The organism is Streptococcus sp. SPS1, assembly GCF_030439915.1.
Lineage (GTDB): Bacteria > Bacillota > Bacilli > Lactobacillales > Streptococcaceae > Streptococcus.
Window position 1 is genome coordinate 153,917 of the sequence record NZ_JAQFJG010000002.1, and the last position, 15,201, is coordinate 169,117.

Here is a 15,201-nt window from a genome sequence, read left to right on the forward strand (position 1 = left end):
GGGATTGTAAATGGGCGCAGCATCGAAGTTAATAGTCAGGTATTTCGGAATTTGAAGGTATCAAGTCAAGTTTCGCAGAGCTTTTAAACAAACAACGTATTAAGGCTGCCCAGCAGCTCTTGCTTTCAACCAGTGACAGTATCGAAGATATTTGTTATGCTGTTGGTTACAGTAACCTTGGATATTTCTATAAAGTGTTCCGAAAATTGTGCGGAAAATCGCCAAAAGCCTACCGAAAACAGGTAGAAACGATACTATAAGATTTGTATTCCTTTACAAAATGTGCTATAATAAAAATAATATTATTAGGAGGTTCTATCATGAAAAAGAAACCGATTTATCTATGGGTCTTGTTAATCTTGTCTGCCCTTATTTCAGCTATGTCTCTGTTTGGAATGTTGAGTCCCTTACCTAGCAAAGAAGCCCTTCGTGCTGCTCAGAAACAAGTTGCAGGGGTCAGTGCTCAGCAATTAGAAGACCAGCTTAATTACAACTATGGAGTAGCAGAAGCGTATCATTCTATTTTTAATATGGCCTTGATTGTGCTATCTGCTATTTTAGTGGTCGTAGCGTTTGTCTTCCTTATTCGTAAGAATTTGCAATATGCAAACTATACTTACGTTGGCTATGTTTTGTTAGCTATTATCGGTTCGATTTATGGCTATGTTGGTTTACAGGACGCTGTGCAGTTGGTTCAAGATGAAAGCATGCGTTTGACGATGAGTATTGGTTCAAAAGCTGTCAGCATTTTCTATATCGTCATCAATATTCTCTTCCTAGCTCTTGTCTTCTATAAGATGTGGCGACAACAGAAAGCCTTGGCAGAAGAAGAGGAAGCAGAAAATCTTGCCTAAGTATTGACAAAAAAGAACTATCAAGATACAATCTTGGTAGTTCTTTTTCGATTAAAAATAAAATCATGGAGGTACATATGAAGACAATTTCTTTAGTTTATATTAGTTTGAGTGGCAACACTGAAAGTTTTGTGACGCGCTTGAAAGACTATCTCTTGTCCCAGTACAAAGGGATTGAGGTTCAAAAGATTCATATCAAGGATTTGGTCAAGGAAGGTCACGATTTCTATGAAATGGACCATCCCTATGTCGCTTTTTTGCCGACCTATCTCGAAGGTGGGAATGGCGTGGATAACGGAGATGTCGAGATTTTGACGACACCGGTGGGGGATTTTATCGCCTATGGTGACAATGCTAGTAAGTGTTTTGGTGTGGTTGGGTCAGGAAATCGTAACTTTAATAACCAATACTGCCTAACAGCCAAGCAATACAGTCAACGCTTTGGTTTCCCTGTCTTGGCTGATTTTGAAATGCGAGGTATGCTGGAAGATATCAAACATGTCGCAGCTATTATCGCAGATTTGTATGAGTTGGAAAGGGAGAATTAAAATCAATATAAGAGGCGTTTGGGATTTTTCAACTGTTTTTGAGTATAAACAGTCTTTGAGAACGTAAAAAAGCATAAGTTCAGGTCTTTAAAACCTTGTTCTTATGCTTTTTATTATAGAAATATTTGCTGCATTTTCTCTTGAAATGAAACCTTATACTCAATGAAAATCAAAGAGCAAACTAGGAAACTAGCCGCAGGCTGTACTTGAGTACGGCAAGGCGACGTTGACGTGGTTTGAATTTGATTTGCGAAGAGTATTATCTTCATCTCGCGCTTGTCAGTTAACCTGCTTTTCCGATTGCGAGTGCGTAGATAAAGAAGATGGCGAAGCCAAAGAGGAAAATCAATCCTGCAATGGCAAGGTGTTTGAGCCAAGAAGGAAGATGTTTGTTTTCACGCGTTACCAAGGCGTAATTCAAAAGAGCAAAGAAAGGTGTTGTCAGGAAAGAACCAATCATGGCAAAGCGGAGCATGGTCGACACCTGACCAGCGAAGAACTTGATAATGACGATACCGATGATAGCAGTGATGGTCATCCAGATGTTCAAAGATTTACTACTGTCTTCTTTTTGACTGATTAGCAGTCGGAGAGATTCCTGATTGACACGAGAGTAACCATCGATAACAGTAATAACTGTTCCAAAGATACAGAGGAAGGCAATAAAGGTAATCAAGTAACGGGACCATTCGCCAAGAACAGAGGCATACATGCCTACGAATTGAGAGATGTATTTGGCTGAAGCAGCTTCAACTGCTTGCCCTGTAGGATACTGAATCAGTGCTCCCAGTGCCACAAAGAAGACGGCTAGAATAGCTGTTCCAATATAACCAGTGTTAAAGTCAAACAGAGCGTCTTCTGTGTTAAAGTTGACGGTCTTTCTCTTTTCAGCTGACCAAAGTGAATTGATAGCTGAAATTTCAATAGGAGCCGGCATCCATCCTAAGAGGGAAACGATGAAGGGATTTGCCAAGGTGTTTTCTCGACAAAATCAGAGCGGTATTCGGGATGCTTGACTGCCGCAATGATAACTGCAAGAACAGTTGCAATGGTCAAAGCTGACATGATCCATTTTGCCATGCCGTCTAATAGTTTGTAGCCTCCAAAGAGTAACATAGCCCAAATGATTGCAACGAGAATGAGGGACCACTGAGTGATGCTAAGTCCAATCATTGGGAAGGCACTGGCGATGATAGCTGAGCACAGAATGGCAACACCAGCTGTGTTGACCATAGCCGAAAAGACATTGAGAATAAAGAAAATCCAGAGATAGAGTTTTCCTTTTTCGGCATAACCTTCAACCAAAGTCTTTCCAGTATCAGCGGTGTATTCAGCACCAAAACGGAAAAATGGATATTTAAAGACATTGGCTAAGATGACCAAGAGGAGTAGCGACCACCCATAAGAACCACCAGCTTGAGTAGAAGATACAATGTGAGAACCTCCAACAGCGGCAGAAGCCATTAGGATTCCAGGTCCCATTGCTTTTAGTTTACTTGTCCAGGTTGATTGATTTAAGGAAATAGCTTGCGACATGATAAATACTCCTTTTTGAATTTTCAGAATAATCTGGATATGTAATCTATATTCTACAAAAAACTTTGGGAAAATGCAAGAATATTTTGAAAAAAGATAGAAAATTACAGAAAATTTACAAAGAAGATCTGAAAATAACTGCTATGATAGAAAGGTGCAGCAGGATAAAGAAAAACCGAGAAGTTTCTTTCTCGGATTTGCTTATTATGAGGTTCTTACTTTTTATGCTCCAAGAGTTGATTGATATGGTCCACTTTTTTAGCTTCTCTTTTATAAAGAATAGCCCAAATGATGAGGTAGACAATCGCAAACTCGATAATGAGCTGGAGATAGAAGAGCCAGTGGAAAGGGAACCAACCTGCTAGAGTTGCTAGTGGGACAAAGCCAGCCAGCATAAGGAAGAAATGGGAAAGCGTCGCACGGAGCAAACTCCAGTCACGGCTGAATAATCGCTTTCCAAAGTTGAAGAGAATACCGATAGCTGCCCAAATAAGTGTGCAGTAGAGCAAGACCAAGGCACCGTGAACCTGATGTTGCACCATCACTTGCCCGATCAGAGACTCGGGACTCAGTGGGGCGTAGGTGTTTGGGGCGTAGATGAATGAAAAGAGGATAGAGAGGATGAGGCCGATGAGGACACCTGCGGTTGCGTCGTGAAATACTTGTTTTTTCATAGTTCTAATTTCTCCTTGATGTTTTTTAGGTAACGGCGTGAAGAGTAGGTGAAATTTTCGTTTTTCAAGAAAATTTCTACCAGACCGTTGGGGGTGAGCTTGAGATGAGAGATGGAGTTGATATTGATGATTTCTGATTGGGAAATTTGGATAAAAGTTGTTGGCAGGAGTTCAAGGACCTGATAGAGTCGCAAATCAATGCTGTAGGTCTGACTCGCGGTTTCTGCTAGAACCTTCCGATTCTCGATATAGAAACGTTGAATCTTGCCAATCTCAATGAGATAGACCTGATTATCGATTTTCCCTTTGATTGTTTCTCTTCGGTCCAGATTTTCTGCGAACTCGATGACTTTTTGTATTTTATCGGTTTCTTGAGGTGCTTGGACAATCAGTTTTTCCTCCTTGTAAGTCTCACTAATCTGTAGTTCTACTTTCATAAATTTTTCTCCTTTTTAGTTATACAAGGTTGTGATCACTTCTTGTACACCTTTATTAAACACTATTTTATGCCCCCTTGCAAGGGACTTTGTCTATGTGGAGGGATTTGGCTCCTATGTGGTGGAGCTTTTCTGTCCTATCTGAAATATGGTATAATAGCACTAATCAATTTCTAGGAAAACAGATACAGAAAGGGGCTGAAAGATGTCTCATATTATTGAATTGCCAGAGGTGCTGGCAAACCAGATTGCGGCTGGAGAGGTTATCGAGCGTCCAGCTAGCGTTGTTAAGGAGCTGGTAGAAAACGCCATTGACGCGGGCTCTAGCCAGATTATCATTGAGATTGAGGAAGCTGGTCTCAAGAAAATCCAAATCACAGATAATGGTCATGGAATTGCCCACGATGAGGTGGAATTGGCCCTGCGTCGTCATGCGACCAGTAAGATAAAAAATCAGGCAGACCTCTTTCGGATTCGGACACTTGGTTTTCGTGGTGAAGCTCTGCCTTCTATCGCATCCGTCAGCGCTTTAACTCTTTTGACAGCAGTTGAGGGAGCAAGTCATGGAACCAAGCTAGTCGCGCGTGGGGGAGAAGTTGAAGAAGTCATCCCAGCGACTAGTCCTGTGGGAACCAAGGTTTGTGTGGAGGACCTCTTTTTCAACACGCCTGCCCGCCTCAAGTATATGAAGAGTCAGCAAGCGGAGCTGTCTCATATCATTGATATTGTAAACCGTCTGGGCTTGGCCCATCCTGAGATTTCTTTTAATTTGATCAGTGATGGCAAGGAAATGACGCGGACAGCAGGTACTGGTCAATTGCGCCAAGCTATTGCAGGAATTTACGGTTTAGCTAGCGCCAAGAAGATGATTGAAATTGAGAATTCTGACCTTGATTTCGAAATTTCAGGTTTTGTGTCCTTGCCTGAGTTAACTCGGGCCAATCGCAATTATATCAGTCTCTTCATCAATGGTCGTTATATCAAGAACTTTTTACTCAATCGTGCTATTCTTGACGGCTATGGTAGTAAGCTCATGGTAGGCCGTTTTCCACTGGCTGTCATTCATATCCATATTGACCCTTATCTAGCGGATGTCAATGTGCATCCAACCAAGCAAGAGGTGCGGATTTCCAAGGAAAAAGAACTGATGACGCTGGTCTCAGAAGCTATTTCCAACAGTCTCAAGGAGCAAACTTTGATACCTGATGCCTTGGAGAATCTTGCCAAATCGACCGTGCGTAATCGTCAAAAGGTGGAGCAGACCATTCTACCACTCAAAGAAAACACTCTTTACTATGAGCAAACTGAGCCGACAAGACCTAGCCAAGCTGAGGTGGCTGATTATCAGGTGAATCTGACTGAAGAGAAACAGGATTTGACTTTATTTGCCAAGGAAACCTTGGATCAATTGGCCAAGCCAGCAAAATTGCATTTTGCAGAGAGAAAGCCTGCTAACTACGATCAATTAGACCATCCAGAGTTGGATCTTGCTAGCCTCGATAAGGCCTATGACAAGCTGGAGCGAGAAGAATCATCAAGCTTCCCAGAGTTGGAATTTTTCGGTCAGATGCACGGGACTTATCTTTTTGCCCAGGGGCGAGATGGACTTTACATCATAGACCAGCATGCGGCTCAGGAACGGGTCAAGTATGAGGAATATCGTGAAAGCATTGGCGATGTTGATCAGAGCCAGCAGCAACTTCTAGTGCCCTATATCTTTGAATTTCCTGCGGATGATGCCCTTCGTCTAAAGGGAAGAATGTCTCTTTTGGAGGAAGTGGGTGTCTTTCTAGCAGAGTACGGGGAAAATCAATTCATCTTACGTGAACATCCTATCTGGATGGCAGAGGAAGAAATCGAGTCTGGTATCTATGAAATGTGTGACATGCTGCTCTTGACCAAGGAAGTTTCGATCAAGAAATACCGAGCAGAGCTAGCCATCATGATGTCCTGCAAGCGGTCTATCAAGGCCAACCATCGTATCGATGATCATTCGGCCAGACAGCTCCTTTATCAACTTTCTCAATGTGACAATCCCTATAATTGTCCGCATGGACGTCCTGTTTTGGTGCATTTTACCAAGTCAGATATGGAAAAGATGTTCCGACGCATTCAGGAAAATCACACTAGTCTCCGTGAGTTAGGGAAATATTAAACTAAAAGGAAAACTATGTACGAATATTTAAAAGGAATCATTACCAAAATCACTGCTAAATACATTGTCCTTGAAGTCAACGGTATCGGTTATATTTTGCATGTGGCCAATCCCTATGCCTACTCAGGACAGGTCAACCAAGAAGCTCAAATTTATGTGCACCAGGTCGTGCGTGAGGATTCTCATCTGCTTTATGGATTTCGCTCAGAAGACGAGAAAAAGCTCTTTCTCAGTCTGATTTCGGTCTCTGGGATTGGTCCTGTATCAGCTCTTGCTATTATCGCTGCTGATGACAATGCTGGCTTGGTTCAAGCCATCGAAACCAAGAATATTACCTACTTGACCAAGTTCCCTAAAATTGGCAAGAAAACAGCCCAGCAGATGGTGCTGGACTTGGAAGGCAAGGTAGTAGTTGCTGGAGATGACCTTCCTGCTAAGGTCGCAGTGCAAGCAAGCGCTGAAAACCAAGAATTGGAAGAAGCCATGGAAGCCATGTTGGCACTGGGATACAAGGCGACCGAACTCAAGAAAATCAAGAAATTCTTTGAAGGAACGACAGATACAGCTGAGAACTATATCAAGTCGGCCCTTAAAATGTTGGTCAAATAGGAGCAGAGCATGACAAAACGTTGTTCGTGGGTCAAGGTGACCAATCCGCTCTACATTGCCTATCATGATGAGGAGTGGGGTCAACCCCTCCATGATGACCAAGCATTGTTTGAGTTGTTGTGTATGGAAACCTATCAGGCTGTGCTGAGAGCTTTCTTCTATACTAATAGACGAAAGGGTGTGAAAATGATTTTTAAATGATACTGTGGAACGGAACAGTAGCCCTAGTATTGACTACTGTCGTTTCTATTCATATTGGCTATTCTAGGACTGAGATGAAAAAATCTATAAATGCTCAGAATAAAATTGAACCCGCAAATCTCCCCAAAACAATGGTGAGTCATGTACTTGTATTATTCCGAAAAAATACACCTCTGGTGCAGTGAGACAAATTGGTGTATCTTATAGTGGCTTCGTAGATGAAAGCTATACTCTACTATCACTCTTTGATGATGTAGAACAAATTGAAAAAGATAATAGACTTCAGACAGCTATTGATGTTGTCAGAGAACAGTTTGGTTTTTTAGCCATACAAAAAGGAACCGTCCTAACTGAAGGTTCCAGAAATATTGAACGCAGTAAACTTATCGGTGGTCATTCCGCGGGTGGATTGGAGGGATTAAAATGAAACAAGAAAAAAATACAGTACAATTTTCAGAAATCCGTAGCAAAGGATGTAATGATATTGAAATGCTTGAAAGATTTTTACATGGAATCGTTGAAACAGCAACTTCAAAACTTCGTCAGAGAAAACTCAAAACAACTGAAATATCGATACGACTAGTACATGCTAAATCTGAAAACCGATTACCATTGGAATTTACATTTAGCATTAAGCCAACAAGCTCATCTGTGATAATCTATACTGAGGTAATCAATCGCTTTAAAGAATGTTACACAGGTGGGGGAATTCAAGGTTTTACGATTCAATTTGATAAAAATACCCTTGCCTCTGCATAGAAAGGATTTGATATGATTGACCGTTCATATTTACCATTTCAATCAGCAAGAGAGTACCAGGATACAAAGATGCAAAAATGGATGGGCTTTTTCCTATCTGAACATGCATCAGCACTCTCTGATGATACAAACAAAGTAACGTACATGTCTGACTTATCACTAGAGAAGAAATTATTACTCCTCAGTCAAGTATACGCCGGGCAGCTACGCACACGCATTCAAGTGATTGAAAAAAACAAGCGTGTTTCCTACACTGGAACAATACCAAGTCTGACCAAAGATTTCATTTTGATAAAAACTACAACAGGTCACATCAATTTGAAATTAAAAGACATTATTAGTATTGAACTTGTCGAGGAGGTGCTCTATGAATCAGCTTGAGTTTCAGCGTAATCACCTACAAATGGACTATTATAGCGAGAGCTACCAAGATTTTGAACGTGACTTCTACCGCTACTCTAACATGAATATTCCATTGACCTTCCTAACTGATGATATCCTAAAAACAATGGCGACTTCACGTAAGAATTACTTTGTCCTCAATAAGGAAAAGTCCAGAGATAACCGCGATCACTTCTTCATATTTGAAGTAAGTACCGTAGATGAGAATCCGCTAATCTATCATTATACATATAAGAAAACTACAATATATTTAGCAGAAAAATAGGAGCAGTTCAATTGACTGTTCCTATTTTTAATATTCATAAAATCTAAAGTCTTTATACTCTTTAACAATGGAGTCGCCAACCAGAACAGACTATACTGACCAGCGACTACCTTAAATTTAATGTTTCAGATTTATTTTCTTATCTCTAATTTCATAAACTACATCTGCTACATTTTCGAGTAATCGTTTATCGTGGGTGATAAACACGATAGTTCCGGTGTACTCCTTCATTAGTATTTCCAAAGCCTCTAAACTTGGTATGTCAAGGAAGTTACTGGGTTCATCCATTATTAGGATGTTATATCTACCCATGAGCATTTTAGCAAGCAACAATTTTATAATTTCTCCACCGCTTAAAACAGATAAACTTTTTCCAATATCGTTCTGTTTGAACCCCATAGATGCTAGCACTGAACGAATTTCTGATATATTGTAGTCACAATCCTTCTGCATAAACTCCATAACATTCTGATTACTGTTGTACTTGTAACCATTCTGTGCAAAGTAACCTATTTTTGCCTTAGGCGAAATAGAAATTCCTTCTTCATGGTTTAAGATCATTTGGATTAAAGTTGTTTTTCCGATTCCATTACCACCAGTTAACGCCACTTTTGCTCCTAACGGAATTTGAAAAGATGCATTTTCAAACAGAGCCTTATCTCCAAATACTTTATTAATTTCTGCACCGACTATAGGGTATGGATTATGGAGCTCCAATGCTTTACTTTGCCTGAAACGAATTCTGCGAATGCCTTCCGGAGCTTCTACTTTTCCTAAGGCCGCAATCCTGTGCTCTAGGGTTTTAGCAGCATTATACATCTTTTTTTCCTTACTTCCTATTGATTTTTGATGAGCTAAACGCCCTCCGTCTTCAGTACTTTTTTTCTTTGAAGAACCTTTTGCCTTCTGTTCTATTTTACGAGCCTGTTTTCGCTTTTCCTCCGCAGCCCTTTCCAATCGGGCACGTTCCGCAATAAATTGTTCGTATTCTGCAGCTTGGCTCTTACGTTCTTCCTCTTTCTGACGAAGATAATCAGAATAGTTTCCCCAATACTCAGTGATTTTGCCATCTTTCAGTTCCCATATTTTATCTACTATTTCATCAAGAAAATAGCGGTCATGGCTAATAACTAACAGTGCACCTGTAAAATATTTTAGCTGTCCTATTAGAAAATCAATTCCTTCACGGTCTAAATGGCTCGTAGGTTCATCCGCTAAAATACCATGAACCTGTGCCGATAAGGCCTGTGCTATTTTAAGCCTTGTTTCTTCACCACCGCTCATAGTCTGTATATTTAATTGCTCAACACCTAGCTTGCCTACAAGTGCAAAATCTTTTTCCTCCTGCAGAGTTACTTCGTCCAACTGGGGAATATAGGCAAGTTCACCCAGACGATTCATTTTACATCCTGGGGGAGTTAATTCTCCTAAAAGTACCCTGAGTAAAGTGCTTTTTCCAGCACCATTTGCTCCTACTAAACCAATACGGTCATAATCATATACTTCTAATTCATTTATATCTAAAACATCGCGTCCTTTGAATTCCACACGAATGTCTTTTGCTTTTAATATTAATTCCATAACATTTCCTCCTGTCTATAATCGCATGCTTTCATTTGCTTGTATGCAGGGAAAACCCTGCGATTTTAGCAGGAAGAGTTACATGAAAATAAGATACATAAATATTCCTCCAATATTGTTTATTTTAAATCTAATTTTCTAACCTCAGTTATCATTTGGCAAACTATAGCAATGCCAATAATTAAAATACCTGATAGTAAAAACCAATGATTTACACCGATTTTATCAGCAAAGAATCCAGAAAGAATTAACCCAATTGGCATAGCAAGTGACATGATACTTCCGATCAAAGAAAATACACGTCCTAAATATTCAGGCTTAATTTTCTCCTGAAAAAGAGCTGTTTGCACACCGCTATAAAATGGCACCGAAAGCCCCATTATTGCACAGCAAACTACGAATATTACAAATCCATTTGGAGGAAGTATTCCCGAAACGGCTAAACTGGTCCCCATTATAAAAAATGAACTTGTTATTAGTAATACATGCTTTTCGAAGCCCCCTAATCTTCCTAATAATAAGCCTCCTGCTAGCATCCCAAATGCAAAGGAAATTTCCGTAATAGAAATATGCACAGGCGTTCCATTAAAGCGTTCCATGCTTATTAAAGGAAATAGTGCATTGATTGGCATATAAACAAAAGTATATAGTGTTCCTAAGAGTAATAAGGCAAACAATCCTTTGTTTTGTCTCAGAACCACAACTCCTTCTTTCATCTCCCTTATGAAATTTGGTTCTAAACTTTGCACTTGATTACCCAGCTTAGGTATACGTACAATTGCTACCGTAATAGATGCAATCACAGCACCCAATACGTCGATGGCAATAATAGCATTTAAATCCCAAACGGAGTATAAGAGTGCTGCAACTGCCGGACTAACAATATAGCTTATAGACTGCAAAGACTGACTATAGCCTGCGCATTTCGTTAGCTGTTCTTCTGGTACTAAAAGTGGTGTAACCGCATTGAGTGCTGGGGTATGAAAAGCTGTTCCAATGCTACGGATAAACAATACTATCATAATCATCCAGACAGGTAGCTCCATACAGAATGCAACAATAGCAAGCACTGCACCAGCTGCTGCGATAATTAAATCGGCACCAATCATTATCTTCTTCCTATCATGACGATCCACTAGCACACCAATGGCAGGTCCCAAAATCGCATAGGGTAAAAAACCTACTAATGAAGCCATAGACAAGACCATCGCAGATCCTGTTTTTTCTGTAAGGTAAAAAATAATCGCCATTTGCAGGATGGCACTAGTGATTAATGATACTGCTTGCCCTGCCCATATTGCATAAAATTTTCGTTTCCAATTGTTGTATTTTTCCATTTATATTATCTCCTGCATATTATTTTGCTTGAATTTCTATTTTGAATAGCATTCTAGGCAATAAAAAATGCAGGCCAAACCCCACAATGTGGCTTTTGGTCTGCATACATACAATTTGGAAACATTCATATTAAAGACATAGTTAAATAAAGGTATAGTTAAATAACCAATATCCTCACCGTAACTAATGAATGCTCAATATCGTATAAATAAGCACAACAAAAAAGCCTATCATCGGGTATAGATTCTGCTTTTTTTATTGCCAGCTTATCTTAAACGCATTGAGGCTGTCATAGTTTCGGTTCCTCCTACATCTTTGTTTATATCAATTTATAGTATAACACAACAAGATGATATGTTCAATATAAAAGTTATGGAATGAGACTCATACTTCCAATTCGATGCCAGATTTAAAGGATATGACGAAGTTTTCTTCATAGACTGTAACGCTCTGGATTATCTTCCTTAGTAGCAAGCGATTAGCTTTCACAAAATCTTCTGTTTGTAGTTTTAAAAATTCATCAGGATTTTCTAACTCAACCTCAAAATATTTCATTTTACATTCCCTCATTTCATTTATTGATAAATTGAGTTTGCAAAAAAGAGTGGACAATTTTTGTCTACTCTTAACCTTTAAAATAGTTTTTTTTAATCGATTTGAAGTTGCCTAAATTATTACTTATTCGGTAAAATGAAGTATTGCTTTCAACAGATTTCCTTCAACTACACTTCACTTGATTCAAACAAGGTGGGTACATTTCTATTCCCACAAACTCCTTGTCAATGGAAACAAACACGTACCCACAGGGTAAATGGAAATAGAAACTGATAATTTCTAGCTATCACTTCTACTCATTCCAAAAATTTTCTCACTCTGATACTTACCCACCATAAAGCAAAAAGCCTTGCAATCAAGGCTTTCATTATCCCTTTCGTTCAAAGGTTTCTAAGCTTTTACGAGCAGAGCGACACACTCAGCGGTTCGCTATCTCCGTTCTGTCTGCGTGCTAGCACTTGTCAATCACGGACAGCTATCGCATGGGCGGAAGTAAATGCTAATCTTCGTCGTTTTACTCCTTGACTAGCAAACTTACCGCCTCAACATGGTCTGTCTTGGGAAACGGTGCTCAACAAACGTCAAGCTTTCCGAGAAGCATTTTATGGCTATCAAATTCAAGCGGTCGCAGAGATGACTGATACCGAATTGGAAAACTTGCTGGAGAATCCAGCCATCATCCGAAATAGAGCCAAGATTTTTGCTACACGCGCTAACGCCCAAGCATTTTTACGACTACAGGAAGAATATGGCTCTTTTGATGCCTATCTTTGGTCCTTTGTTGAGGGGAAAACGATCGTTAACGATGTTCCCGATTACCGCCAAGCCCCAGCTAAAACACCTCTGTCTGAGAAGTTAGCCAAAGATCTCAAAAAACGAGGCTTCAAGTTCACAGGCCCAGTCGCCGTCTTGTCTTTTCTACAGGCTGCAGGGCTAGTTGATGACCATGAGAATGATTGTGAGTGGAAAAGCGGTCGTTAGTATGTACAGGTAACTAGCATATCTGAGAATATAGAAAAAAGCTGAGAAATTTTTCCCAGCTTTTTATATATACTATTAGATTTGTTAGAGTGAAGTCAAAAAAGTGATTCCACCTAAAATAACACCAGCTGAATTTGGAATGATTAGTATCCAATCCTTCTTAGGTTCCTTTGTCCATCCATAAATAACCCAGATTAAGCAAGATATAGCAGCTGATAAAGGTTGAAATGGTTGAGCTTTATTTCCCTGTAAATTAGCGATAATTTGAGGTATGTAGGCAATAAATACTATAATTCCAATAAAGGCACCAATAGAACCTACGATTCGATTAATTTTTTGTTTTGTCATATACACCTCCTTCAAAAGGATATCATAGAAATTAGCGAAATGCAATAAATTCAGATACAAATTGTAACGAAAACGAATACAAAAGCACAAAAATAGAGAAACTATTTATTTTTTGTTATAGTCAAAGCGAATGATTTGCTCCTTTGCATCTACATAGGCGTGAACTCCGAAGGGTACAATTGCTCTTGGAGTTGCGTGGCCGACATTTAGATTATAGATAATCGGGATATTGCTGTCAATAATATCCAATAGTGCCTCTTTATAGTCGTCATAGAAAGTTTCATCCATAGGTTTTCCGACCAAGAGTCCACTGATGACCTCGAATATACCAGTGTCTTTTAAAGTCCGCAACATATTTTTGAAGTCTTCCAGCTCAGGCTTTTCTTCGCTTGTTTCTAGCAAGAGGATTTTTCCTTCCCAGTCTGACAAGTCAGGGAAAAGTTTGTATTTTTGGCAGAGCTCCGTGCTATCTGCGTATCGAGAGTTGTCAAAGATATCGTAGAGGGATTCGAGGCAACCACCGAGGATTTTTCCCTCGAACTGGGCATTTCCCCGCAACAGCTCGAAACCAGTATTTGCATGACTGACACGAGGTGTCCCCAGAGCCTTGGGACTGAAGTCAGTCCTTTCATCATACCAAACGTCACTAGGGCGGATTTCTGAGATTCTTCCCGTCTCAATCAATTCTTTAAAGTAGTGGAGGCTATAGGTCAGCACTTCCTTGTCCAATTCACAAATGTCTGCTAGGAAGGATTGACCATAAAAAGTTTTGATTCCTAGTTTATGCAACATGAGATGGTTCATGGTTGTATCCGAGAAGCCAAGAAAAATTTTTTGTTTGATAACCTTTTGTAGTTGGTCATTTTCAAAAAGATAAGGTAGTAAGCGATAGGTATCGTCTCCACCGATGGCGCATAGGATCATGTCGATGCTATCATCAGAAAAGGCATGAATCAAATCCTCTGCACGAGCTTCAGGATGGTCCTTGATAAAGTCTAAGCCTTTTAACGAATGGGGCAAAAAGATAGGATTTAGTCCCAGGTCCTTGAGACGCTGGATACCCAAGTCCACTTCGTGTTTGACAAAGTCCTCTCCGATAACACCACTAGACAAACTAACAATACCAATGGTAGAAACCATATCTTATCCTCCTAGAAATAGATTGAGCCTATTTTATCACAAAAGATAAGAGAAAGCTATGTGGGATGTCAGAAGAATACTTTTAAATCAGGAAAGTAGTAAAAAAGCAACCGCACCTGCAGTTGCTTTTATCATTCTCTTAATAGCGTGTTGGTCCTGCACTTGCGCTGCGGATGTTCAAGCGTTTCTTGAGGTAGAAGCGAAGGGCTAGGAGAACTGCTCCGATAATAGCTAGTGGCAATGGAGCCAGTACTGGGTTAAGGCTAGCTGGTAGGAAGCTTGTTGCAAAGAAAACAAGTAACCAAAGGAACATAGATGCTAGAATAACCAGTACAGATTTCCAGAAAGGCGGACGTTGACTGCGGTCCATATCTGGTCCATAGTATTGGTAAACAAAGTAGTACATCAAGTAGAAGGCAAATCCACCAACCAGTCCAACTAATAGAAGAGTAATCAATCCATAGCCGAAAGCTTGATCTGCCGCAAAGAAAGTTGTGAGGGCGCTGACGAGGGCAAAGAGGCTAGTGATGAAAAGGGCTGAATCCATAATCATGAGTTTTGGATCATCATTTTCTTTTGGATGTTCTTTTTCATATTGTTCCTTGACAGTGAAACTATAAGCCCAATGGGTCGGTGCTCCATAGAGGGAACGAGCAGTCGTACCCTTGGCTTGCTCTTCAAGGATTTGGGGAATAACTTCCTCAAAAATAGCCTTGATTTCAGCGTCTGTTTTTCCATCTTTGATGAATTGTTGGGTAGCGATGTGGACAAACTCTTGGTTTTTCTTTGTTAATTTTTGTAGATCAATCTGAGACATA

At 40.0% G+C, this 15,201-nt stretch carries 16 protein-coding genes and 4 pseudogenes; 11 read left to right on the forward strand and 9 right to left on the reverse strand.

The features are described 5' to 3' along the window. Positions 1–65 precede the first annotated feature (65 nt). From PCY12_RS02705 to nrdI, 3 genes and pseudogenes are all read left to right on the forward strand, one after another. Positions 66–260: pseudogene (locus PCY12_RS02705) on the forward strand (helix-turn-helix domain-containing protein); the annotation flags it as partial. A 60-nt stretch (positions 261–320) separates the two neighbouring features. After that, positions 321–854, forward strand: a complete 534-nt coding sequence (locus tag PCY12_RS02710; RefSeq protein ID WP_301351418.1) for an ABC transporter permease — start codon at positions 321–323, stop codon at positions 852–854. Between the two features lie 77 nt (positions 855–931). Continuing rightward, a complete protein-coding gene (nrdI, locus tag PCY12_RS02715) occupies positions 932–1,402 on the forward strand; it encodes a class Ib ribonucleoside-diphosphate reductase assembly flavoprotein NrdI (RefSeq protein ID WP_176139473.1) in 471 nt (156 codons plus the stop codon). A gap of 283 nt (positions 1,403–1,685) precedes the next feature. Here nrdI and PCY12_RS02720 read toward each other — a convergent pair. The 3 genes and pseudogenes from PCY12_RS02720 to PCY12_RS02730 form a co-directional block, all read right to left on the reverse strand. Then, a pseudogene (locus tag PCY12_RS02720) lies at positions 1,686–2,938 on the reverse strand (NRAMP family divalent metal transporter). A gap of 215 nt (positions 2,939–3,153) precedes the next feature. Next, entirely contained in the window at positions 3,154–3,612 is a 459-nt protein-coding gene (locus PCY12_RS02725) for a DUF3021 domain-containing protein (RefSeq protein WP_301351420.1), read from the reverse strand. After that, entirely contained in the window at positions 3,609–4,049 is a 441-nt protein-coding gene (locus PCY12_RS02730) for a LytTR family DNA-binding domain-containing protein (RefSeq protein ID WP_301351422.1), read from the reverse strand. The genes PCY12_RS02725 and PCY12_RS02730 overlap by 4 nt, the downstream gene beginning before the upstream one ends. A 205-nt stretch (positions 4,050–4,254) precedes the next feature. Here PCY12_RS02730 and mutL point away from each other — a divergent pair, with 205 nt between their 5' ends. The 7 genes and pseudogenes from mutL to PCY12_RS02765 all read left to right on the forward strand — a co-directional run bounded on the left by mutL (position 4,255) and on the right by PCY12_RS02765 (position 8,440). After that, positions 4,255–6,204, forward strand: coding sequence for a DNA mismatch repair endonuclease MutL (mutL, locus tag PCY12_RS02735; RefSeq protein WP_301351424.1), 1,950 nt, complete (start codon positions 4,255–4,257; stop codon positions 6,202–6,204). Positions 6,205–6,219: 15 nt separating this feature from the next. After that, entirely contained in the window at positions 6,220–6,813 is a 594-nt protein-coding gene (gene ruvA / locus PCY12_RS02740; RefSeq protein ID WP_301351426.1) for a Holliday junction branch migration protein RuvA, read from the forward strand. A 9-nt stretch (positions 6,814–6,822) separates the two neighbouring features. Continuing rightward, positions 6,823–7,008, forward strand: a pseudogene (locus PCY12_RS02745) (DNA-3-methyladenine glycosylase I); the annotation flags it as partial. Between the two features lie 187 nt (positions 7,009–7,195). Continuing rightward, positions 7,196–7,441: a hypothetical protein gene (locus PCY12_RS02750; RefSeq protein WP_001813542.1), complete on the forward strand. Its 246-nt coding sequence runs from the start codon at positions 7,196–7,198 to the stop codon at positions 7,439–7,441. Further along, the gene (locus PCY12_RS02755) at positions 7,438–7,773 is read left to right on the forward strand and encodes a hypothetical protein (protein WP_000806926.1); all 336 of its coding nucleotides are present in this window, start codon (positions 7,438–7,440) and stop codon (positions 7,771–7,773) included. The genes PCY12_RS02750 and PCY12_RS02755 overlap by 4 nt, the downstream gene beginning before the upstream one ends. A gap of 12 nt (positions 7,774–7,785) precedes the next feature. Further along, a complete protein-coding gene (locus tag PCY12_RS02760; protein WP_000567222.1) occupies positions 7,786–8,154 on the forward strand; it encodes a hypothetical protein in 369 nt (122 codons plus the stop codon). After that, the gene (locus PCY12_RS02765; protein WP_001072467.1) at positions 8,141–8,440 is read left to right on the forward strand and encodes a DUF5960 family protein; all 300 of its coding nucleotides are present in this window, start codon (positions 8,141–8,143) and stop codon (positions 8,438–8,440) included. Before PCY12_RS02760 ends, PCY12_RS02765 begins: the two co-directional genes overlap by 14 nt. 117 nt (positions 8,441–8,557) lie before the next feature. On the opposite strand, the gene msr(D) is transcribed toward PCY12_RS02765, so the two are convergent. The 3 genes from msr(D) to PCY12_RS02780 form a co-directional block, all read right to left on the reverse strand. After that, a complete protein-coding gene (gene msr(D) / locus PCY12_RS02770; RefSeq protein ID WP_000420313.1) occupies positions 8,558–10,021 on the reverse strand; it encodes an ABC-F type ribosomal protection protein Msr(D) in 1,464 nt (487 codons plus the stop codon). Positions 10,022–10,140: 119 nt separating this feature from the next. Beyond that, positions 10,141–11,358: a macrolide efflux MFS transporter Mef(A) gene (gene mef(A), locus PCY12_RS02775; RefSeq protein WP_054367041.1), complete on the reverse strand. Its 1,218-nt coding sequence runs from the start codon at positions 11,356–11,358 to the stop codon at positions 10,141–10,143. A 385-nt stretch (positions 11,359–11,743) separates the two neighbouring features. Beyond that, entirely contained in the window at positions 11,744–11,914 is a 171-nt protein-coding gene (locus PCY12_RS02780) for a hypothetical protein (RefSeq protein ID WP_000873143.1), read from the reverse strand. 549 nt (positions 11,915–12,463) lie between these two features. On the opposite strand from PCY12_RS02780, the pseudogene PCY12_RS02785 reads away from it, so the two are divergent. After that, positions 12,464–12,895: pseudogene (locus PCY12_RS02785) on the forward strand (DNA-3-methyladenine glycosylase I); the annotation flags it as partial. Positions 12,896–12,979: 84 nt separating this feature from the next. Here the strand turns inward: PCY12_RS02785 and PCY12_RS02790 are convergent. The 3 genes from PCY12_RS02790 to PCY12_RS02800 form a co-directional block, all read right to left on the reverse strand. Next, entirely contained in the window at positions 12,980–13,243 is a 264-nt protein-coding gene (locus PCY12_RS02790) for a SemiSWEET family transporter (RefSeq protein WP_000166114.1), read from the reverse strand. A gap of 105 nt (positions 13,244–13,348) precedes the next feature. Continuing rightward, a complete protein-coding gene (locus PCY12_RS02795) occupies positions 13,349–14,383 on the reverse strand; it encodes a S66 peptidase family protein (protein WP_301351427.1) in 1,035 nt (344 codons plus the stop codon). A 139-nt stretch (positions 14,384–14,522) separates the two neighbouring features. Further along, on the reverse strand, positions 14,523–15,200 hold the full coding sequence (locus tag PCY12_RS02800; protein WP_301351428.1) for a DUF1129 domain-containing protein: 678 nt from the start codon (positions 15,198–15,200) through the stop codon (positions 14,523–14,525). Position 15,201 lies beyond the last annotated feature (1 nt).